At 69.0% G+C, this 21,194-nt stretch carries 20 protein-coding genes and 1 tRNA gene; all 21 read right to left on the bottom strand.

What is annotated here, in order from left to right:
* Window positions 1–33: 33 nt before the first annotated feature.
* The gene (gene rpoB, locus ACOJV7_RS03700; RefSeq protein WP_420188797.1) at window positions 34–3,522 is read right to left on the bottom strand and encodes a DNA-directed RNA polymerase subunit beta; all 3,489 of its coding nucleotides are present in this window, start codon (window positions 3,520–3,522) and stop codon (window positions 34–36) included.
* Between the two features lie 461 nt (window positions 3,523–3,983).
* The gene (rplL, locus tag ACOJV7_RS03705; protein ID WP_420188798.1) at window positions 3,984–4,376 is read right to left on the bottom strand and encodes a 50S ribosomal protein L7/L12; all 393 of its coding nucleotides are present in this window, start codon (window positions 4,374–4,376) and stop codon (window positions 3,984–3,986) included.
* Window positions 4,377–4,453: 77 nt separating this feature from the next.
* Complete coding sequence (gene rplJ, locus ACOJV7_RS03710; RefSeq protein WP_420188799.1) at window positions 4,454–5,083, bottom strand: 50S ribosomal protein L10; 630 nt, start codon at window positions 5,081–5,083, stop codon at window positions 4,454–4,456.
* A 272-nt stretch (window positions 5,084–5,355) separates the two neighbouring features.
* Window positions 5,356–6,108: a hypothetical protein gene (locus tag ACOJV7_RS03715; RefSeq protein ID WP_420188800.1), complete on the bottom strand. Its 753-nt coding sequence runs from the start codon at window positions 6,106–6,108 to the stop codon at window positions 5,356–5,358.
* Between the two features lie 86 nt (window positions 6,109–6,194).
* Window positions 6,195–6,932: a hypothetical protein gene (locus tag ACOJV7_RS03720; protein ID WP_420188801.1), complete on the bottom strand. Its 738-nt coding sequence runs from the start codon at window positions 6,930–6,932 to the stop codon at window positions 6,195–6,197.
* Entirely contained in the window at window positions 6,916–7,407 is a 492-nt protein-coding gene (locus tag ACOJV7_RS03725) for a hypothetical protein (protein WP_420188802.1), read from the bottom strand. The genes ACOJV7_RS03720 and ACOJV7_RS03725 overlap by 17 nt, the downstream gene beginning before the upstream one ends.
* The gene (locus tag ACOJV7_RS03730) at window positions 7,404–8,675 is read right to left on the bottom strand and encodes an MCE family protein (protein ID WP_420188803.1); all 1,272 of its coding nucleotides are present in this window, start codon (window positions 8,673–8,675) and stop codon (window positions 7,404–7,406) included. The genes ACOJV7_RS03725 and ACOJV7_RS03730 overlap by 4 nt, the downstream gene beginning before the upstream one ends.
* Window positions 8,672–9,928 carry an MCE family protein gene (locus ACOJV7_RS03735; RefSeq protein ID WP_420188804.1) on the bottom strand — a complete coding sequence of 419 codons (1,257 nt, stop codon included), beginning with the start codon at window positions 9,926–9,928 and terminating at the stop codon, window positions 8,672–8,674. Before ACOJV7_RS03735 ends, ACOJV7_RS03730 begins: the two co-directional genes overlap by 4 nt.
* The gene (locus ACOJV7_RS03740; RefSeq protein ID WP_420188805.1) at window positions 9,925–11,178 is read right to left on the bottom strand and encodes an MCE family protein; all 1,254 of its coding nucleotides are present in this window, start codon (window positions 11,176–11,178) and stop codon (window positions 9,925–9,927) included. The genes ACOJV7_RS03735 and ACOJV7_RS03740 overlap by 4 nt, the downstream gene beginning before the upstream one ends.
* Window positions 11,175–12,146, bottom strand: coding sequence for an MCE family protein (locus tag ACOJV7_RS03745; RefSeq protein ID WP_420188806.1), 972 nt, complete (start codon window positions 12,144–12,146; stop codon window positions 11,175–11,177). The genes ACOJV7_RS03740 and ACOJV7_RS03745 overlap by 4 nt, the downstream gene beginning before the upstream one ends.
* The gene (locus ACOJV7_RS03750; RefSeq protein ID WP_420188807.1) at window positions 12,143–13,171 is read right to left on the bottom strand and encodes an MCE family protein; all 1,029 of its coding nucleotides are present in this window, start codon (window positions 13,169–13,171) and stop codon (window positions 12,143–12,145) included. Before ACOJV7_RS03750 ends, ACOJV7_RS03745 begins: the two co-directional genes overlap by 4 nt.
* Window positions 13,168–14,478 (bottom strand): MCE family protein, encoded by a 1,311-nt coding sequence (locus ACOJV7_RS03755; protein WP_420188808.1) that lies wholly within the window; start codon window positions 14,476–14,478, stop codon window positions 13,168–13,170. The genes ACOJV7_RS03750 and ACOJV7_RS03755 overlap by 4 nt, the downstream gene beginning before the upstream one ends.
* 2 nt (window positions 14,479–14,480) lie before the next feature.
* The gene (locus ACOJV7_RS03760; protein ID WP_420188809.1) at window positions 14,481–15,308 is read right to left on the bottom strand and encodes an MlaE family ABC transporter permease; all 828 of its coding nucleotides are present in this window, start codon (window positions 15,306–15,308) and stop codon (window positions 14,481–14,483) included.
* 12 nt (window positions 15,309–15,320) lie between these two features.
* A complete protein-coding gene (locus tag ACOJV7_RS03765) occupies window positions 15,321–16,088 on the bottom strand; it encodes an MlaE family ABC transporter permease (protein WP_229708344.1) in 768 nt (255 codons plus the stop codon).
* Window positions 16,085–17,068, bottom strand: coding sequence for an ABC transporter ATP-binding protein (locus ACOJV7_RS03770; protein WP_420188810.1), 984 nt, complete (start codon window positions 17,066–17,068; stop codon window positions 16,085–16,087). The genes ACOJV7_RS03765 and ACOJV7_RS03770 overlap by 4 nt, the downstream gene beginning before the upstream one ends.
* A 242-nt stretch (window positions 17,069–17,310) precedes the next feature.
* Window positions 17,311–18,033: a 50S ribosomal protein L1 gene (gene rplA / locus ACOJV7_RS03775; RefSeq protein WP_420188811.1), complete on the bottom strand. Its 723-nt coding sequence runs from the start codon at window positions 18,031–18,033 to the stop codon at window positions 17,311–17,313.
* A 144-nt stretch (window positions 18,034–18,177) separates the two neighbouring features.
* A complete protein-coding gene (gene rplK / locus ACOJV7_RS03780) occupies window positions 18,178–18,612 on the bottom strand; it encodes a 50S ribosomal protein L11 (protein ID WP_035946923.1) in 435 nt (144 codons plus the stop codon).
* 72 nt (window positions 18,613–18,684) lie between these two features.
* Window positions 18,685–19,626, bottom strand: a complete 942-nt coding sequence (nusG, locus tag ACOJV7_RS03785) for a transcription termination/antitermination protein NusG (protein ID WP_420188812.1) — start codon at window positions 19,624–19,626, stop codon at window positions 18,685–18,687.
* A 70-nt stretch (window positions 19,627–19,696) separates the two neighbouring features.
* The gene (secE, locus tag ACOJV7_RS03790) at window positions 19,697–19,969 is read right to left on the bottom strand and encodes a preprotein translocase subunit SecE (protein WP_035946920.1); all 273 of its coding nucleotides are present in this window, start codon (window positions 19,967–19,969) and stop codon (window positions 19,697–19,699) included.
* Between the two features lie 31 nt (window positions 19,970–20,000).
* Window positions 20,001–20,073: transfer RNA gene (locus ACOJV7_RS03795), tRNA-Trp, on the bottom strand.
* A 154-nt stretch (window positions 20,074–20,227) separates the two neighbouring features.
* The gene (locus ACOJV7_RS03800) at window positions 20,228–21,115 is read right to left on the bottom strand and encodes an endonuclease/exonuclease/phosphatase family protein (protein WP_420188813.1); all 888 of its coding nucleotides are present in this window, start codon (window positions 21,113–21,115) and stop codon (window positions 20,228–20,230) included.
* Window positions 21,116–21,194 lie beyond the last annotated feature (79 nt).

Below are 21,194 nucleotides of genomic sequence, written 5' to 3' on the forward strand. Positions count from 1 at the left end.
GCGTGTGCTTTCCGGGAGCGCACGGCATACGGATCAGACCTCTTCGACCGAACTGGGCTCGCGGCGCGACAGGTCGATGCCGAGCTCCTCCGCAGCGCGGAAGACGTCGTCCTCGGCCTCGCGCATCTCGATCGCCTGGCCGTCGCTGGACAGGACCTCGACGTTGAGGCAGAGGCTCTGCATCTCCTTGATGAGCACCTTGAAGGACTCGGGGATGCCGGGCTCGGGGATGTTGTCGCCCTTGACGATCGCCTCGTAGACCTTGACGCGACCGTTGACGTCGTCGGACTTGATCGTGAGGAGCTCCTGCAGCGCGTAGGCGGCGCCGTAGGCCTCGAGCGCCCACACCTCCATCTCACCGAAGCGCTGGCCACCGAACTGGGCCTTACCGCCGAGCGGCTGCTGGGTGATCATCGAGTACGGACCCGTGCTGCGCGCGTGGATCTTGTCGTCCACGAGGTGGTGCAGCTTGAGGATGTACATGTAGCCGACCGACACGGGCTCCGGGTACGGCTCGCCGGAGCGGCCGTCGAAGAGGTGCGTCTTGCCGGAACCGTCGATGAGGCGGACGTCGTCGCGGGTCTTGCGGGTGCTGTCGAGCAGACCGACGATCTCGTTCTCACGGACACCGTCGAACACCGGCGAGGCGACGCGGGTGCCCGGCTCAGCGGCGCGGGCGTCGGCGGGGATGAGGTCGGCCCACTCGGGGTTGCCCTCGATCTCCCAGCCACGGCTCGCGGCCCAGCCCAGGTGCAGCTCGAGGATCTGGCCGATGTTCATTCGACCGGGGACACCGAGCGGGTTGAGCACGACGTCGACCGGGGTGCCGTCCTCGAGGAAGGGCATGTCCTCGACCGGGAGGATCTTGGAGATGACGCCCTTGTTGCCGTGGCGGCCGGCGAGCTTGTCGCCGTCGGTGATCTTCCGCTTGTTGGCGACGTAGACGCGCACGAGCTGGTTGACGCCCGGGGGCAGCTCGTCGCCGTCGTCCTTGTCGAAGACCTTGACCGCGATGACCGTGCCGGTCTCCCCGTGAGGGACCTTGAGCGAGGTGTCGCGCACCTCGCGGGCCTTCTCACCGAAGATCGCACGGAGCAGGCGCTCCTCCGGCGTCAGCTCGGTCTCACCCTTGGGCGTGACCTTGCCGACGAGGAGGTCGCCGTCGCGGACCTCGGCGCCGATGCGGATGATCCCGCGCTCGTCGAGGTCGGCGAGGACCTCCTCGGAGACGTTGGGGATGTCGCGCGTGATCTCCTCGGGGCCGAGCTTGGTGTCGCGGGCGTCGACCTCGTGCTCCTCGATGTGGATCGAGGAGAGGACGTCGTCCTGCACCAGACGCTGGCTGAGGATGATCGCGTCCTCGTAGTTGTGGCCCTCCCACGGCATGAACGCCACGAGGAGGTTGCGGCCGAGCGCCATCTCGCCACCGTCGGTCGCGGGACCGTCGGCGATGAGGCCACCCTTCTCGACGCGGTCACCCTCGGACACGACAACGCGCTGGTTGTAGCTGTTGCCCTGGTTGGAGCGGGTGAACTTGTCGATGCGGTAGGTGCGCGACGTGCCGTCGTCGGCGGCGACGGTGACGAGGTCGGCTGAGACCTCGGTCACGACACCGGCCTTCTCGGCCACGACGACGTCACCGGAGTCGACCGCGGCGCGGAACTCCATGCCGGTGCCGACGAGCGGTGCCTCGGCCTTGACGAGGGGCACGGCCTGGCGCTGCATGTTGGAGCCCATGAGCGCGCGGTTGGCGTCGTCGTGCTCGAGGAAGGGGATGAGCGCGGTCGCGGCCGAGACCATCTGGCGCGCGGAGACGTCGATGTAGTCGACCTCCTCGGCCGGGATGTACTCGACCTCGCCACCCTTGACGCGCACGAGGACGCGCTCGTGGGCGAACTTCTCGCCGGTGGAGTCGAGCGTCGCGTTCGCCTGGGCGATGACGTGCTCGTCCTCCTCGTCGGCGGAGAGGTAGTGGACCTCGTCGGTGATCCGGCCCTTGACGACCTTGCGGTAGGGCGTCTCGATGAAGCCGAACGCGTTGATGCGGCCGTAGGAGGCGAGCGAGCCGATGAGGCCGATGTTCGGGCCCTCAGGGGTCTCGATCGGGCACATGCGGCCGTAGTGCGACGGGTGGACGTCACGGACCTCCATGCCGGCGCGGTCACGGGAGAGACCACCCGGGCCCAGCGCGGACAGACGACGCTTGTGCGTCAGCCCGGAGAGCGGGTTGTTCTGGTCCATGAACTGCGACAGCTGCGAGGTGCCGAAGAACTCCTTGATCGACGCCACCACGGGGCGGATGTTGATCAGGGTCTGCGGGGTGATCGCCTCGACGTCCTGGGTCGTCATCCGCTCGCGGACGACGCGCTCCATCCGGGACAGGCCGGTGCGGACCTGGTTCTGGATGAGCTCGCCGACGTTGCGCAGGCGACGGTTGCCGAAGTGGTCGATGTCGTCGGTCTCGACGCGGATGTCGACGGCCTCGCCCTTGCGGCTGCCGGGCAGGGTCTCGTCGCCGTTGTGCAGCGCCACGATGTACTTGATCGTCGCGACGATGTCGTCGATGGCGAGGGTCGAGTTCGTGAGGTCGCCGTCGAGGCCGAGCTTCTTGTTGATCTTATAGCGACCAACCTTGGCCAGGTCGTAGCGCTTGCCGTTGAAGTAGAGGTTGTCGAGCAGGTTCTGCGCGGCCTCACGGGTCGGCGGCTCGCCCGGGCGGAGCTTGCGGTAGATGTCCAGCAGGGCGTCGTCCTGGCCCTCGGTGTTGTCCTTGTCGAGGGTGAGCTCGATGGACTCGTAGCCGGCGAACTCCTCGCGGATCTGCGCCTCGGTCATGCCGAGGGCCTTGAGGAGGACGGTGACCGACTGCTTGCGCTTGCGGTCGACGCGGACGCCGACCATGTCGCGCTTGTCGATCTCGAACTCGAGCCAGGCACCGCGGCTCGGGATGATCTTGGCGGTGTAGATGTCCTTGTCGGACGTCTTGTCGGCCGTGCGCTCGAAGTAGACGCCCGGGCTACGGACGAGCTGCGAGACGACGACGCGCTCGGTGCCGTTGATGATGAAGGTGCCACGCTCGGTCATGAGCGGGAAGTCGCCCATGAAGACCGTCTGGCTCTTGATCTCGCCGGTGGTGTTGTTCATGAACTCCGCGGTGACGAACAGGGGCGCGGAGTAGGTCTGGTCGCGCTCCTTGCAGTCCTCGATCGAGTACTTGACGTCCTCGAAGCGGTGGTCGCGGAACGAGAGCGACATGGAGCCGCTGAAGTCCTCGATGGGGGAGATCTCCTCGAAGATCTCCTCGAGGCCCGAGCGCTCTGGGACGTCGTCGCGGCCGGCTTCGAGCGCCTCAGCGACGCGCTCCTGCCACCGCTCGTTGCCGAGGAGCCAGTCGAAGCTCTCGGTCTGCAGGGCGAGGAGGTCGGGGACTTCCAGGGGCTCACGGATCTTGCCGAACGAGAGACGGCCCGAAGCCGTCATTGCGGTGGTCACGGTCTTGGACGCGGTGCGCGAGGCAGCCAAGGATGGTCCTTCCACTGGCCATGTGTTTTCAACGGTGGTCGCCAGGCCCACGGCTTCCGAGCCGATCTCGACGGTCGAAGGACCAGGTGCACGTGCGGGAGCCGGGGTGCGGCGGGGACACGGCGGAGGTCGCTCGACGAGAGCAGGCGGAGGTCATGGGCAGGGCAAAGCAACAGTCTAGACAAAAAGGGCGCAACAGTCCAACCCTGTCCAATCGCGCCCTCCGGGCGGGATGCGGGTCCGGTCAGCCGTCGCATGCGGCAGGCACGCGGTATGACCCGGCAAGGATGACTGTCGGGGCCGCGCACGTCAAGCGCGTCCTGCGCCCCGGCGGGCGTGTCGCCTGCGTGCGTGGCCCTTGTAACGCCCCGGCAACGCCCCGGACATGCGGAACGGGCGGGGCGGATCTCGTGGATCCACCCCGCCCGTTCACGGCGAGTCAGCCTCTGTCGAGGCTCAGCTCACTTGAGCTCGACGGTCGCGCCAGCGCCCTCGAGCTGCTCCTTGGCCTTCTCGGCCGCAGCCTTGTCGACCTTCTCGAGGACGGGCTTCGGGGCGCCGTCGACGAGGTCCTTGGCCTCCTTGAGACCGAGGGAGGTCAGCGCGCGGACCTCCTTGATGACGGCGATCTTCTTGTCGCCGGCAGCGGTGAGGACGACGTCGAACTCGTCCTGCTCCTCCGCGGCGGCGGCGGCGTCGCCGCCACCGGCCGGGGCGCCGGCAGCCGCGACCGCGACGGGCGCGGCGGCGGTGACGCCGAAGGTGTCCTCGAACTGCTTGACGAACTCGGAGAGCTCGATGAGGGTCATCCCCTTGAAGGCCTCAAGGAGCTCGTCGGTGCTGAGCTTGGCCATGATGGCTGCCTTTCTACTTCGTGTATGCCGTGAGTGGCGGTTGGTGTTTTCCTAAGGACTCGAGCGGTGCTCGGGTCTCAGGCGTCGTCGCCACCCGTGGCGACGTCTTCGGTTGCCTCGGCCGCGGGAGCGGTCTCGGCGGGGGTCTCCTCGACAGCAGCCTCGGCCGCGGGGGCGGCGGCAGCCGGCCCCTCGACCTCGACCTTGGCGCGAAGCGCGTCGACGACCCGAGCGGTCTGCGACAGCGGCGCGGCGAAGAGGTAGACGGCCTTGCTGAGCGAGGCGTTCATGGCGCCCGCCAGCTTGGCGAGGAGAACCTCGCGGGACTCGAGGTCCGCGAGCTTCGTGATCTCGGCGGCGCTGAGGGCCTTGCCCTCGAGCAGTCCGCCCTTGATCACGAGGAGGGGGTTTGCCTTGGCGAAGTCACGCAGACCCTTGGCTGCCTCGACCGGGTCACCTTCGACGAAGGCGATGGCCGACGGCCCCACGAGCTGGCCGTCGAAGGCCGTGACTCCGGCCTCCTTGGCGGCGAGCTCGGTCAGCGTGTTCTTGACCACGGCGTAGGTCGCGTTGCCACGAAGGGCGCCACGAAGCTCGGTGATCTGTGCCACCGAGAGCCCGCGGTACTCCGTGAGAACAGCGGCGTTGGAGCTGCGGAACTTCTCCGCGAGCTCGGCGATCGCCGCGGACTTGTCTGCACGAGACATTCGGGCCTCCTTCCGTCGGTACGACCTCCGGGAAGGACCCGCGACAAACAGATCGAGCCCCGGCGCAGGGCGCGGGGCTCACGGGGCGAGACACGGCATACGCCGTCTGTCGCGGTGATTCTCGGCCTGCGCTGGTTGCCCGCTCTCGCGGAACCTTCGGTCTGGTGCGGGTGCACCGGACAACCGGCGGTCTTTGGTCAGGGGACAGCGTAGACGGGCGACGGCCCGGGGACCAAATCGGTCACCGGGCCGTCGGCCCACCTCGTCGCCGGTCAGCCGGCGGAGGGGATGCTCAGCGAGCCCACCTGGTCGGCCGGCGGGGCCGCGATCTCGACCTTCTTGCCCCAGTCGCTGTACGCGACCTCGATCGACTGGCCCGCGGCTGACGTCGCGATCGTCACCGGACGGTCCTCCTCGTCGAGGACGTAGGTCATCGTGAGCGGCTTGGAACCGGCGGGGGCCGAGGCCGTCGACCCGAGCGCCTTGGCCGGGTCGACGGTGAACTCGTAGGTCTTGGTGGCGCCCGACTCGGCCTTGACGGTGGCCTTGGTGCCCTTGAGGTTGGCAGCCATCTTGGTCGGGTCGCTCACCCCGCCCTCGACGATGCCCTTGAACATCTGGCTCACCGGGTCGGTGGCGGTGGGGTCGATCTTGACCCACGGCTTGGACTGGCCCGGGAGCCCCTTGAGGTAGACGAAGTCGCCGACGGCGATGATCTCCATCTCGGCGCCCTCGACGGGGACCTTCGTGCGCTGCTCGAGCTTGCCGTCGGTGTAGCGGAAGTCGCCGGTGGCCTCCTGACCGCCGGTCTTCATGGTCATCGTGCCGCTGCCCGCCTTCTCCATGGCCTTGACCATGCGGCCGGCGACCTCGCTGGCGTCGAGGGTGTCGCCCTTGGCCGCATCGGCCTTCTCGGACGTCCCGGCGCCCTCGGCGGAGCTGCCCGCGGAGCCGCAGGCGCCGAGCGCGAGCAGTCCGGACAGGGCCAGTGCAGCGCCGCCGGAGCGGCGCAAGGTGATCTTCATGGGGTGCGGGGTCCCTCCCTGTTGGTTGCGATCCACCGTAACCGCGGACCGGGCGGGTCGACGAACCCGTCCGGCCCAGCCGCTGCTCAGTAGGCCTTGAGGGCGGAGACGAGCCAGCGGTTGCCGACGTGCTTCATCGTCGCGATGACCCGGTTCTGGTCGATCGACGGCTCCTTCTGGGCGTCGCTCGTGCGAGCCTGGTTGACGAAGGCCTGGACGACGACGGTGTCGGCGTCCTGCGACATGACACCGACCTCGTAGGCCCGGGCCTTGACGACCGTCTTGTCCTTCTGGGCGAGCGGCACGATCGTCTTCGTCATCGTCGCCGCGAACTCGTCCTTGAACTTCCCTGTCAGCAGCGCCTGGTTCGCCGGGATCTGCTGCGTCATCGTCTCGTGGTTGTAGCTGAGGATCTGCTCGAGGGTCGAGCGGGCCGTCGCCCGTGCAGCGCTCGCGTCGCGGCTGCGCTGCTCGGGGTCGTGGCGGGTGACGAGGAGGACGGTCGCGAGCAGCGCGAGGCTGAGCGCGAGCGCCAGGGCGGGAACGAGGAGCCGTCGGGCGCCGCTGGTCGCGGTGGCGCCGCCCTCGTCGGCCGGGTCGGCGGCATCGGCGTCCACGTCGGCGTCCGAGGGCTCGGCTGCGTCGGACGGTTCCTCGGACGCCTCGAGGTCGGCGTCCTCCTCGGCGTCGCCGTCGACGGAGTCGCTCTCGACGCGCCCGTCGTGCTCAGCAGGGGTCGTGGGGTCGACGACGGATCCGTCCGGACGGGCTGGACGGCGGCGCTGCCCGGCGACGCGGGGGCGACGGTTAGCCGACGAACTCAAGGCGCTCCACCTTCCACTGCTCCCCCACCAGCCGCAGCCCGAGCTTGGTGCGGTAGGTCTTCTTCTCCCCGGACGGCACGACGGTGTTGCTCGTCGGCGCGATGAGCCCGACGATGACGGTCGCGGAGTCGCGGTCGCCGTCGACGAGCGCGGCCTCGGAGCGCTCGACCTTGCTCACCGACTTGTTGTCGACGATGACCTTCCTCAGGTCCGCGAGCTGGGCGGTGTAGCTCGACAGGAACTCCCCCGTCGCCCCGGCCTTGACCCGGTCGGTGTCCTCGTCGACCTTGCGGTAGTCGATCGTCGCGAAGTTCACGGCGAGCTGTCGGCCGGCGGCGAGCGCGTCGTTCTGGGCCTGCTCGGTGGCGCGGGTGTCCCACCAGGCCCGGCCGCGGGTCGCCGCGAGCGCGATGGTGGCGACGAGCGCCAGCGCGGTCAGGGTCCAGAGCACCCGTGTCGTCGTGACCCGGCTCATCGGGCGGCCTCCTGCATGATCCACGACCACGAGTCTGCCCCGGCTGCTCCTCCGCTCGGCGCGAGGGGGGCCGAGAGCTGCGGCACACCGTCGGCCACCGCGTCGTTGCCCAGCGGGAGCATGCGGTCGGCGAGCGAGAGCGGGTGCGAGGACGCGACGCCGCTGCGCGGCCGGGGCGCGTTCTGCGCACCGCGGACGTTGGACGCGGACCCGCGCGGCAGGGTGCAGCCGGCGGCCCGGTTGAGCGGCGGCAGGTTCTCGGTCTGGTTGGGGTCGGTCTTGCGCGTGCGCTCGTAGCCCTTGGTGCAGACGACCGGGTCGTGCGCGGTCTGCACGCCGAAGTGCGCGGTGCCGTCACCGGGCACCACGGTGTAGCCGCCGACGACCACCTCGGGGTAGGTGACGAACATCTGCTCGATGCCGTCGATGCGCGACGTCGTCACCTGCCCGATGGTGATGAAGTTGGCGATGAGGACGGCGAGGTCGGCCTCGTTGGCCTTGATGAGCGACTCGAGCTCCTTGGAGGCGACGACGCCCCGGTCGAGGATGAGCCGCAGGTCGGAGTCGGATTTCTGGAGCGTCTCGGAGAGGTTGGCGAAGTCGGTCGCGAAGTTCTTGATCTGCGGCGCCGTGTCGCGCTGGGTGTCGAGCACGGTCTTGCTCTGCTGGAGCAGCCGCACCGTCGACGGCAGCGCGTCGATCGCGGCCTGGGTGAGCAGGTCGCCGTTGTCGATGAGCCGCGACAGATCGGGACCGGCGCCGTCGAACCCGGTGCCGAGCTCGTCGACGACGGTGCGCAGGTCGTCCTGGTCGACCGAGCGGACGGTCTTGTCGACGTGGAGCAGCAGCTCGTCGACGCGGATCGGGTATGCCGTGTCCTTGCGTGGGATGACGTCCCCGGTCGCGAGGACGGGGCCTCCCGAGGAGCGCGGCTGGAGGTCGAGGTACTGCTCCCCCACCGCCGACCGGTTCTCCACGACGGCCCTGGTGTCCTTGGGCACCTTGGTGCCGCGGTCGAGACGGGCCTCGACGAGCACGCCGTCCTTCTCGAGCTCGAGCCCGCTGACCCGACCGACCTTGACGCCGCGGTAGGTCACCTCGGAACCGACGAAGATGCCTCCGGACTGGGCGAAGGAGGCCTTGAAGGTCGGGCCGCCGCCGAGCAGGCGCTCGGTGAGCCCGATGTAGTTGGCCGACAGGATCGACACCGCGACGATCGTGATGAGCGTGAAGGCCGCGAGCTGGACCTTGGTGAAGGTGCGGATCATGCCGCGTCACCTCCGTAGAGCGAGGTCCACGAGCGGTCCCCCGGGGCGCTGCTGCCGCACAGCGGCGGGCAGAGCGGGTTCGTCGGCGGCGTCGGCGCGGTCGGCACCGTCGGCACCGTCGGCTTCGGGACGGGGATCGGCACGGTGGGCACGGGGATCGGGACCGTCGGTTTGGGGACCGGGGGCAGCGGGGCGCCCGGGATGGTCGGTGCGGTGCCGCCGTCGAGGATCTTGAGCTCGCTGAGGTCGAGGTCGGCGGTGACGGACAGGTTGGTGTAGTCGCCCTTGATCGCGCCGAGGGCGGCGTCGGGGAACGGGTAGGTCAGCAGCAGCTCGAGCGACTTGGGCAGGGCGTCGCCGGCCTTGTTGAGCTGCGAGAGCACCGGTCCGAGCGCCTTGAGGTTGGCGAGCAGGTCCGCCTTCGACCCTTGGATGACCTTGGTGCCGACCGCCCCGAGCCGGCTCAGCGCCTGGAGCATCTGGGTGAGCTGGACGCGCTGGTCGGCGAGGATCTTCAGGCCCTTGGGGATCTCCTCGAGGGTCTGGGCGATGAGGTCCTTCTGCGCGGCGAGCCGGGCGGCGAGCCGGTCGACCATGTCGATGGCCCGCACGATCTCGGCCTTCTGGTCCTCGAGACCGCCGACGAAGGTGTTGAGCTCCCCGATGAGGTGCTTGATCTCGTCGGTGTTGCCCCGCAGCGCGTTGTTGAGCTCGCGCTCGATGACCGCGAGCTGCCCGACGCCGCCACCGTTGAGCAGGAGCGACATCGCGGAGAGCACCTCCTCGACCTCGGGGTTGCGGTTGGTGCGCTCGATCGGGATGAGGTCGCCCTCGGAGAGGGTTCCGGTCGCGCGACCACCGCTGGGCGGCGAGAGGGCGATGTACTTCTCGCCGAGCAGCGAGGACTGCTTGAGCTCGGCGACGGCGTTGTCGGGCAGCTTGCTCGACTTCGGGACCGTCAGGGTGACGCGGGCGGTCCAGCCGTTGAGCTCGATCCGCTCGACCTGGCCGACCGCGACCTCGTCGATCTTCACCGCGGACTTGGGCACGAGGTCGAGGACGTCGGCGAAGTCGGCGCGGATCGTCATCGACGGCCCGTCGCCCTTCGCCCCACCGGGCAGCGGCAGGTCGAAGGCGCCTTGGCAGGCGCTGAGGACGACCGCGGCGGAGACGGCCACGGCCACGGCGCGCAGGCGGGCGCCGGTGCGCGGTGCGCCCGGGCCCCGCGTGCGCTGGCGAACGGCATACGTCATGGGGTGTCCTTCGGGAGGAGTCCGCCGAGCGTGGCGTCCGCGCCGCGGACGATGACGTCCGTGGACGACGCCTCCGCCGGCGCGGTCTTGTCAGGCGCGGCCGGGGGCGCGACGACACCGGCCTCGGCGAGCGTGAGGGCCGACGGGATCGCGGACAGGCCCGGCAGGTTGAGGGCACCGGGGAGCCCGCCTTTGGGGATGAGGCCCTGGAGCGTCGTGCACAGGTTGGGGTTGGCGTTGCCCGTGCCCGTCGCGCCGGTGAGGAGCGAGCAGAGGATGAGCGCCGGGTCGTCGAGGCCCTCGACGTTGGCGCGGGTGTCGAGGGTGCCCGACGGCGGGTTGTAGGCGAGCTGGAGGTTGGAGAGCGCGACCGGGGCGTTGTCGAGCGTGGCGGCGAGGCTGTCGCGCTTGGCCGCGACGGCCGTCGTCAGGGCGGTGAGCTGGTCGATGTCCTCGGTGAGCACGGCACGGTTGTCCTTGACGAAGGTGGAGATCTCGGCGAGAGCGACGGCGAGGTTCTTGAGCGCGGCCTCGAGGTCGTCGCGCTCGCCGTCGAGCTGGTCGGAGACCTTGGACAGGTCGGCGTTGAGCCGACGGACCTGCGCGTCGTTCGTCGCGAGCATGCCCGTGAAGGTCTCGAGGTTCTTCACCGTCGCGAAGAGGTCGCCGCGACCCTCGGCGAAGGTCTGCACCGCCTGCGAGAGGTTGCGGTTCATCTCGTGGAGGTTCTCGCCGTTGCCCTTGAGGTTGCGGGCGCCGGTGTCGAGGACGCGGGTGAGGGCACCCTCCTTGTTGGCGCCGTCGGGTCCGAGCGCGACCATGAGGTCGTCGAGGCTCTGCGACACGCGGTCGAGCTCGACGGGGACGGCGGTGCGCTCCTGTGGGATCCGGGCGCCGTCCTGCATCTGCGGGCCGGTCGTGTAGGCCGGCAGCAGCTGGACGTAGCGGTCGCTCACGAGCGACGGGGCGACGACGGCGGCCTTGGCCTGCGCCGGCACCTTGACGTCGTCCTCGACCTCGAAGGTGACGCGCACGCTCTCACCGCGCGGCTCGACGGCCTTGACCTCGCCGACGCGCACGCCGAGGACGCGAACGTCCGACCCGGGGAAGAGGCCGACGGCCCGGCTGAAGTCGCCGGTCACGGTCTTGGTGCCGCCGCGCGGCCAGAGCACGACGGCGGCGGCGACGAGGCCGACGACGACGAGCGCCGCCATGACCTTGCCGAGGACGGGCTTGCTTCCGTGCTTCATCGGCCCACCGCCCCGACCGGGACCGTGAGGTTCTGGATGTAGGTGTCGAACCACTGGCCGGTGCCCAGGGTGCTCGCGAAGACCCGGGTGAAGGGCTGCATCGCGTCGATGGTGCGGGTGAGGTCGGCCTCGTGCTTGCGCAGCGTCGCGAGGACGCCACGGAGCTGCTGGAGGGCCGGGCCGAGCTGCGCGCGGTTGTCGCGGACGAGCCCGGTGATCTGGACGGCCATCGCGCTCGTGTTCGTGAAGAGGGTGTGGATGGCGTCGCGGCGCTCGTAGAGCTCGGCGAGCAGCAGGTCGGCGTCGACGATGATCTTCTCGATGACCTTGTTCTGGTCGGCGAGCGTGCCCGAGACCGAGTTCGCCGCCTTGAGCAGGGCCTTGAGCTCGGTGTCCCGGCTGGCGACCGTCCGTGAGAGCCGGCTCAGTCCGTCGAGGGCGAGCGTGACGTTGGCCGGGGTGTCGGTGAACTCGCGGGCCATCGTGTCGAGCGAGTCGGCGAGCTGCTGGGTGTCGATCCGCTCGGTCGTCTCGGTGAGGTCCGAGAAGGCGTCGATGATGTCGTAGCTCGACACGGTCCGGGAGGTGGGGATCGTCGTCCCCTCCTTCATCTGGCCGCGGCCGCGGGGCTCGAGCGAGACGTACTTCTGCCCGAGCAGTGTCTTCATCCGGACCGAGGCGCCGGTCTGCGGACCGAAGGCGACGTCCTCGGTGATCCGGAAGTCGACGTCGACCTTGTTGCCGGCGAGGCGGATGCCGGTGACCTTGCCGACGCGCACCCCGGCGATCCTCACCTCGTCGCCGTCACGCAGGCCACCGGCCTCGGTGAACGAGGCGGCGTACTCCTCGCCGCCACCGATGAGCGGCAGCGAGGCGGCGTTGAAGGCGGCGAGCAGGACGATGGCGATCGCGCCGAGACCGGCGATGCCGATGCGGAGCGGGTCACGGCTGCTGAAGGGGCGGCTCATCGGCACCTCGCGGACGAGACGTTGTAGCCGAGGTTCCCGGGCGTCGGGCCGGTCGGCAGGACGATGTTCTTGGCGTCGAAGCGGCAGAGGTAGAAGTTGAACCACGACCCGTAGGTCGCCGTCCGCGTGATCGCCGCGATCTTCTCGGGCGAGCCGGTGATGAACTTCTCGTATGCCGCGGTGTTGGCCGGCTTGTTGAGCGTCGCTCCCAGCGTGCGGAGCTGCGCGACGTCGTTCTTGATGTCCGGGCGGCCGGCCGCGAGGAGCCGGGCGGTCTCGTCGGTCACCGAGTTGATGTTGGTGAGCGACTCACCGATCGCCTTGCGGTCGGCCGCGAGCCCGGAGACGAAGCGCTGGAGCTGGATGAGCAGCTCGCCGAGAGCGTCGTCGTGCTGCTCGACCGTCGTCAGCGTCGTCGTGAGGTTGCTGATGACCCGGCCGATGACCTCGTCCCGATCGGCGAGGGTACTCGTCAGCGACGCGGTCTGCCCGAGGAGGGTGTTGATGTTGCCGCCTTCGCCCTGGAGCACCGAAATGATCTGCCCGGACAGCTCGTTGACCTGCTTGGGCGAGAGCGCGGCGAAGAGCGGCTTGAACCCGTTGAAGAGGACGGTGAGGTCGAGCGCCGGGTGGGTGCGCTCGAGCGGGATGCGCCCACCGTCGCGGAGCGGGGTGGCGCCGCCCGGCCCTTGAGTGAGCGCGATGTAGCGCTCGCCGACGAGGTTGCGGTACTTGATCGTCGCCACGGTGCCCTGGGTGAGGACGCTGGAGGACAGCACGTCGAACTCCACGGCCGCGTTGGTCCGGTCGGGAGCGACGTCGATGCTCTTGACGGTGCCGACGCGCACACCGGCGATGCGGACCTCGTGACCCTTCGCGAGCCCGGTGACGTCGGAGAAGAGGGCGGTGAAGGTGTTGCGGTCGCCGGGCTGGATGTTGGCGATCGTCGCGGCGAGGGTGCCGGTGGCGAGGATCGTGACGATCGCGAAGACGATGAACTTCACGAGGCTGGGCGTGGTCTTCACTGGCTCACCACCGTCCCGCGCATCATCGGACCGGCGAGCAGGGTGGCCAGCGAGGCGTCCTCGCCCGCGGGCAGCCCGACGAGGGCGCCGACGAGCTGCTGCTCCTCGACGGTGCCGGCGAGTCCGGCGTCGGCGGTGGGGATGCTCGCGGCGTCGGCGCTGAGGAAGGCCTGCGGCAGGGCCGAGTGGCTGACGTAGGTGGGGGCGCCGTCGGTGCCGTCGTTGAACTTCGAGCCCTCGCGGGGGTCGTTCTGGTTGCCGTACCTCGTCGGCAGCCCCTTGCAGTCGGGAGCACGCTTGTCGCGCCAGGCCGGCTCCTCCCCCGGCCGGTAGCCGTCGCGCTGGCGGGGCAGCTCCATGGTGATGTGGAACATCCCGTCGCGGAAGATCTCGCGGGCGCGTGGCAGCCAGCCGACGAGACCCTGGCTGAAGCACGGGTAGATCGGCGAGTGCTTGGCGAGGACCTCGAGCGTCGGGCGCTGCACGCGGCCCACCTGGATGATCCGGTTCTGGTTCGTCTCGAGGAAGCCGGCGGTCGTGTTGGCGAACCCGGCGGTGCCGGCGAGGAACCCCGAGAGCTCCTTCTGCTTCTCGACGATCGTCGTGTTCGTCGTGAGCAGCGCCTTGGCCGCGCGGAGCAGCTCCGGTGCGGCGACGGCATACGTGCTCGCGAAGTCGGCGAGACCGGAGATGTCGGCCTGGATGGTCGGCATGTGCGGGTTGAGCTGCGTGAAGTACTGGTCGACGAGGACGAGGTTCTTGCCGAGCTTGGTGCCGCGCCCGTCGAGGGCGGTCGCGAGCGCGTTGAGGGTGGCCGACAGCTTCGCGGGCTCGACCGCCCGGAGGAGCGGCAGGAGGTCCTCGAAGACCTCCTCGAGCTCGATGGCGAGCGTCGTGCGGTCCTGCGGGATGACGTCACCGGCGCGGATGGCCCGGCCCTGGTCGCCCTGCGGAGGGACGAGGTCGACGAACCGCTCCCCGAAGAGGGTCTTGGGCAGCAGGCGGGCGCTCACCTTCGCCGGGATGAGGTCGACCATCTCGGGCTTGAGCGCGAGGCCGAGCGTGACGCCGTCGCCGTGCGGCTCGATGGTGCGGACCTCACCGACGATGAGCCCGCGGATCTTGACGTCCGAGGCCTCCTGGAGCTGGCTGCCGATGCGGTTGGTCTCGAGCTTGACCTCGACGACGTCGGCGAACGCCTTGTTGAACGAGGCGATCGACAGGGAGAGGAGCAGGGCGACGACGACGAGGAACGCCACACCGTAGGTGCGGTGCCCGAGTCGTCCGAGGGCGGAGCCGTGGGCCATGGCTACCCCGCGATCCGTACGGTCGTCGTCGCGCCCCACACCGCGAGCGAGAAGAAGAAGTCGACGAGGTTGATGGCCACGATCGAGGTGCGCACCGCCTTGCCGACGGCGACGCCGACGCCCGCCGGGCCGCCGCTCGCGTTGTAGCCGTAGTAGCAGTGGATGAGGATGATGATCACCGCGAAGACGAGCACCTTGAGGAACGAGTAGAGGATGTCGATCGGCGGTAAGAACAGATGGAAGTAGTGGTCGTAGGTGCCCTTGGACTGCCCGAAGTAGTCGGTGACGATGAAGCGGGTCGCCGCGTAGGACGACAGCAGGCCGAGGACGTAGAGCGGGATGACCGCGATGAAGCCGGCGATCATGCGGGTGGTGACGAGGAAGGGCAGTGAGGGGATGCCCATGACCTCGAGGGCGTCGACCTCCTCCGAGATCCGCATGGCGCCGAGCTGGGCGGTGAAGCCGCAGCCGACGGTCGCGGCGAGCGCGAGCCCGGCGACGAGCGGGGCGATCTCGCGCGTGTTGAGGTAGGCCGCGAGGAACCCGGCGAAGGCGCCGGTGCCGAGCTGGTTGAGCGAGGAGTAGCCCTGGAGGCCGACCTGGCTGCCGGTGAAGAACGCCATGAAGGTGAGGACGCCGACGGTGCCGCCGATGACGCTGAGCGCGCCGCTGCCGAGGGAGACCTCGGCGAGGAGGCGGAGCACCTCCTTCTTGTAGCGGCGGGTGGTGCGCGGGCTCCACGCGATCGAGCGCACGTAGAAGTGCATCTGGTCGCTCAGGCTGTCGAGCATCCGTCCCGGGCGGGCGGCGAGCTCCTTGGTCCGGCTCATCGTGGGCTCACCTCAGACCTTCTGCGGGACGACTTGGAAGTAGATGGCCGAGACGACGAAGTTGATGACGAAGAGCAGCATGAAGGTGATGACGACGCTCTGGTTGACCGCGTCGCCCACCCCCTTGGGCCCTCCCCCGGCCGTCAGTCCCTTGTAGGACGCGACGATCGCCGCGACCGCGCCGAAGAGCAGAGCCTTGATCTCCGAGGTCCACAGGTCGGCGAGCTGGGCCAGGGCCGTGAACGAGGAGAGGTAGGCGCCCGGCGTGCCGCCCTGGATGACGACGTTGAAGAAGTAGCCGCCGCCCACGCCGACGACGGAGACGAGCCCGTTGAGCAGGACCGCGACGAGCATCGCCGCGAGCACCCGGGGCACGACGAGCCGGTGGATCGGGTTGATCCCCAGCACCTCCATCGCGTCGATCTCCTCGCGGATCTTGCGCGAGCCGAGGTCGGCGCAGATGGCGGAGCCGCCGGCACCGGCGATGAGCAGGGCGGTGACGATGGGCGAGGCCTCACGCACGACCGCGAGGACGCTGGCGGCACCGGTGAACGACTGGGCGCCGAGCTGGCGGGTGAGCGTGCCGAGCTGGAGGGCGATGACCGCACCGAAGGGGATCGACACCAGCGCCGTCGGGATGATCGTCACCGAGGCGATGAACCAGCACTGCTGGATGAACTCCTTGGTCTGGAACGGCCGCTTGGGCAGGGCCCGCAGGACGTCGAGGGCCATCGCGAAGAACGCACCCGCCTGCTTGAGCGGCGAGACGAGCAGGTTCACGAGACCACCTCGCCCTCGGGAACCTGCGAGACCCCGGGGACGCCGGCGTTGCCGGAGCGGAAGGACCCGGGCGGCGGCGTGACGCCCTTGTCGCGGCACCACTGGCCCGCCGGCTTCTCGGCCCGGCGGGGCGCACCGTCGCTCGTTCCGAGCTGGAGTGGGATCGGCGGCAGCGGCGGCAGCTCCTGGCCCGACTCGGCGGCGAGCTCGTCGGCGTCCTTCTCCTCGGACATGCCGATGGGGCCGACGGTCTGGGCGTTGAGGAACTGGCGCACGACCGGCTCCTCGGAGCTGAGCAGCATTTCGCGCGGCCCGAACATGGCGAGGTGGCGGTGGTAGAGCAGCCCGATGTTGTCGGGGACCGTCCGCGCGGTGTTGATGTCGTGGGTGACGATGAGGAAGGTCGCGTCGATCTGCGCGTTGAGGTCGATGAAGAGCTGGTTGATGTAGGACGTGCGCACCGGGTCGAGGCCGGAGTCGGGCTCGTCGATGAGGAGGATCTCGGGGTCGAGCACGAGCGCGCGGGCGAGGCCGGCGCGCTTGCGCATGCCGCCGGAGATCTCACCGGGCAGCTTGTCCTCGGCGCCGGAGAGGCCGACGAGGTCCATCTTCTCGAGGACGATCTTGCGGATGTCGCTCTCGGACTTCTTCGTGTGCTCGCGCAGCGGGAAGGCGACGTTGTCGTAGAGGCTCATCGAGCCGAAGAGCGCGCCGTCCTGGAAGAGGACGCCGAAGAGCTTGCGGATCTCGTAGAGGTCGTTCTCGCGCAGCGTGACGAGGTCGTCGCCGTTGATGACGATCGAGCCCTTGTCGGGCTTGAGGAGGCCGACGAGCGTCTTGAGGAAGACCGACTTGCCCGTGCCGGAGGGGCCGAGCATCACCGAGATCTCGCCGGGAGGAAGGGTGAGCGTGACGTCGTTCCAGATCTGCTGGGAACCGAAGGACTTCGTCAGTCCTTGGACGTCGATGGCGACACCCATTGTCACAACCTCATTTCCGGCCCCGTGGTGCGTGGCAGGGAGTCGCCACCACGGGTGGGCCCGGGGCGGCGGTGCAACAGGGCTTCGGCGAAGTTACCCCGGGGTTACCTCAGAAACAAGTTGCGGCCACGGAGAGCAGTCAAGGTCACATCGCACCCCTTGTGGGGGTTTGCGCTCAGGGCAAAAACGGACAGCGGCCCCCGTTCCGGGGAACGGGGGCCGCTGTCGGGTGCGCGGAGACGTCAGGCGTCGGCCTGGGCGTCCTCCTCGAGGAGGTTGCGCGTCTTGGTGAAGTCGAGCGGGACACCGGGGCCCATCGTCGTCGACAGCGTGGCCTTGCTGATGTAGCGGCCCTTCGAGGAGGCCGGCTTGAGACGGAGGATCTCCTCGAGCGCGGCCGCGTAGTTCTCGACGAGCTTCTTCTCGTCGAACGAGGCCTTGCCGATGATGAAGTGGAGGTTCGCGTGCTTGTCGACGCGGAACTCGATCTTGCCGCCCTTGATGTCGGAGACGGCCTTGGCCGTGTCCATCGTGACCGTGCCGGTCTTCGGGTTGGGCATGAGGCCACGCGGGCCGAGGACCTTGCCGAGACGACCGACCTTGCCCATGAGGTCCGGGGTGGCGACGATCGCGTCGAAGTCGAGCCAGCCGCCGGCGACCTTCTCGAGGAGGTCGTCGGAGCCGACGAAGTCGGCGCCGGCAGCCTTGGCTGCCTCGGCCTTGTCGCCGTTGGCGAAGACGAGGACGCGCGCGGTCTTGCCCGTGCCGTTGGGGAGGTTGACCGTGCCGCGGACCATCTGGTCGGCCTTGCGCGGGTCGACGCCGAGTCGCATGGCGACCTCGACGGTCTCGTCGTACTTGGCCTTGGCACCGGCCTTGGCGAGGCGGACGGCCTCGAGCGGGGTGTAGACCTTGTCGGCCGCGATCTTCTCGGCGGCGGCGCGGTAGCTCTTGCTGCGCTTCATGTGCTGCTCCTGGTTTCAGTGGTGGAGTCGTGGTCCGGGCCGGCGCTGGCCCTCCCACGCGCTTGCCTCAGGTGAGGAAGCGCTTCCCGTATGCCGGCCGCCCACGTGGGCGGCCGGCATACGGAACGGTTGTGGTGACCGGCCTCAGGAGAGGTCGGTCGTGATGCCCATCTGACGCGCCGTGCCGGCGATGATCTTCATCGCGGCGTCGACGTCGTTGGCGTTGAGGTCGGGCATCTTCTGCTCGGCGATCTCGCGGACCTGGTCGACGGTGAGGTTCGCGACCTTGGTCTTGTGCGGCTCGCCGGACCCCTTCTGGACACCCGCGGCCTTCTTGATGAGCTCGGAGGCCGGCGGCGTCTTCGTGATGAAGGTGAACGAGCGGTCTTCGAAGACGGTGATGACGACGGGGATGATGTTGCCCCGCTGGTGCTCGGTCGCAGCGTTGTAGGCCTTGACGAACTCCATGATGTTGACGCCGTGCTGACCGAGCGCGGGGCCGACGGGGGGAGCCGGGGTCGCGGCACCTGCCTGGATCTGCAGGTTGATGTAGCCGGAGACCTTCTTCTTGGGAGGCATTGCTCTTCTGTTCCTTTGTGAGGTGGTGGGCCCACGCCGTGGGCGATGACCCGGTTGCAGTGTTGCCGAGCGTCAGATCTTGGCGACCTGGCCGAACGACAGCTCGACCGGGGTCTCCCGGCCGAAGATGGAGACGAGGACCTTGAGCTTCTGGCTCTCGGCGTTGATCTCGGAGATCGTCGCCGGCAGGGTCTCGAAGGGGCCGTCCATGACGGTGACCGACTCGCCGACCTCGAAGTCGACGACGGGGGCCTCGGCGGACGAGCCACCGGAGGAGGCGGACGAGCCGGGGGCGGCGGCAGCGGCGGCAGCCATCTCGAGCTCGGCCGGCTTGATCATCGTGTAGACCTCGTCGAGGCTCAGCGGCACCGGCTGGTGCGCGTTGCCGACGAAGCCGGTGACACCGGGCGTGTGGCGAACGGCTCCCCACGACTCGTCGGTGAGGTCCATGCGGACGAGGACGTATCCGGGCATCCGGACCCGGCGGACCAGCTTGCGCTGCCCGCTCTTGATCTCGGTGACCTCCTCCATGGGGACCTCGATCTCGAAGATGTAGTCCTCCATGTTGAGGGACTGGATCCGGGTCTCGAGGTTGGTCTTCACGCGGTTCTCGTAGCCCGCGTAGGAGTGGATGACGTACCAGTCGCCGAACTTGCTCGCGAGGTCGTCCTTGAACGCCTGAACCGGGTCGACGTCGGTCGGGACCACGTCGCCGTCCTCGTCGGACTCGGTCGTCGCGGCCTCGAGCGTGCTCACGGCGGGGGCGTCGGACTCATCGTCACCCTCGGAGTCGTCGGAGGTGCCGGAGTCGTCGGAGGTTTCGGCGTCGGAGGGCTCGTCCCTCGCCTCGCTCGAGTCGGCCGGCTCCTCGGGGAGCGCGTCGAGGAACTCGGGGGCGGTGTCACCGAGGGACAGCGACTCACGCTGTGCGGCGCCCTCGGTGTCGTCGACGGTGAGGGTCTCGGGGTCGCCGGAGGTCGACTCGGCGTCCTGGGACGTCGGCTGGTCGGACACGTGCGGACCTACTTCCTGTGCAGCGTTGGTTTCAACGAGGTGCGGGCTCGACCTCGGCAGAGGCGACGGGTCAGCCGCCGTTGCCGAAGACCAGCCCGACGAGCTTGCTGAAGCCGAAGTCGAGGCCGGACACGAGCGCCATCATCACGGAGACGAAGACGATGACGACGAGCGTGTAGTTCCACAGCTCGGAACGCGTCGGCCGGACGACCTTGCGCAGCTCGTCGAGAATCTGGCTGATGAACAGCCCCAAGGACCCGAAGAGCCGCGACACGGGGTTGCCGCCCTTGCCGGCGCGCTTGCTCGCCTGGCGGGAGTCGCGGGACTCGCCCACTTCCGTCACGGTTCCTCTTCTCCGAAATGATCTGAATGTGCAGGGCAGGAGGGACTCGAACCCCCAACCGCCGGTTTTGGAGACCGGTGCTCTACCAATTGAGCCACTGCCCTAGGAACGCACCCGCTGGGAGGGTGGTTCCGGAGGTGACGGCAGGCACGCCGAAGCATGGTGCGATCACCGAGGAAACAGCATACGGGACGCCCCGGTCCGACGCGAAACCGTCGGGACCGGGGCGCAGCCCATCGACTGAAGGACGCCGGGTGCTCAGCTCAGCGGCTTGAGCGGGACGTTGCCCCAGAGGATGCGGTGGTTGGAGGTCGTGCAGTCCGTCGTCTCGGGGTTGCCGTCCTTCCAGCACGTGTTCTCGGTGCCGCCGCTGAGCCTCGCACCCTTCATCGAGGCGAAGATGTAGTCGAACTTGCGGGCGTCGGTGCCGCCACCGATCGTGGCCTTGCCGTCGCGCTCGGGCTTGCCGGTCGCCATCTGGTGGAGCTCGACGAACTTTCCCTTGGCGTCGTTCCCACGGCCGTAGAGCTGGTCCATCGGATAGGTCTTGGGTGTGGTGTTGAAGTCCCCGCCGACGATGACGACGTCCTTCTCGCCCACCCACTGCCCGAGATGCGTGCCCATGGCCGATGTCAGCTCGTTGCGGTAGGACTGAGGAGCCTTCGCGGCGACGAGGTGGGTCGAGCAGGCGCGGACGCTGCGACCGTTGCGGCCGAAGTCGAGGCAGGCGAGCCCGTAGGTGTGCCCGTCCTTCTTCGGGCCGAGAGCCACGTCCGCGACGGGGCTCGAACCGGTACCCGTCCACACGACCGCCTCACCGACGGTCCCGCCCGACCCACACTTCTCGGTGCTGCGCCGCGCGTGGAACACGACCGTCGGGCTGAGGTTCCTGCGCATGCGCGGCAGCATCGTCGAGCACACCTCCTGGAGCAGGATGACCTCAGGGCCCTTGAGCTGCTCCTTCTTGCGAACCACTCCCCTCAGCGCGGAGTTCTTCTTGGCGAGGTTGTGCGTGATGACGCGGATCGAGTTGTCGGCAGCCGACGCGGACGCGGCCGTCGTCGTGGCGGCAACGCCGATCGCGCTCGTGACGGCCAACGTGGCGACCGCGAGCGCGGCACCGTGGCGGGTGGTGGACAGCTTCATGTGGGTTCCCTCCCCTGGCGGCGAGCGGCTCTCGCTCGCGCGGGACCACCCTCGCAAGGCCCCACGTCTCGCACCATGG

The sequence above is a fragment of the Knoellia tibetensis genome (assembly GCF_048606415.1).
GTDB classification, from domain to species: domain Bacteria; phylum Actinomycetota; class Actinomycetes; order Actinomycetales; family Dermatophilaceae; genus Knoellia; species Knoellia tibetensis.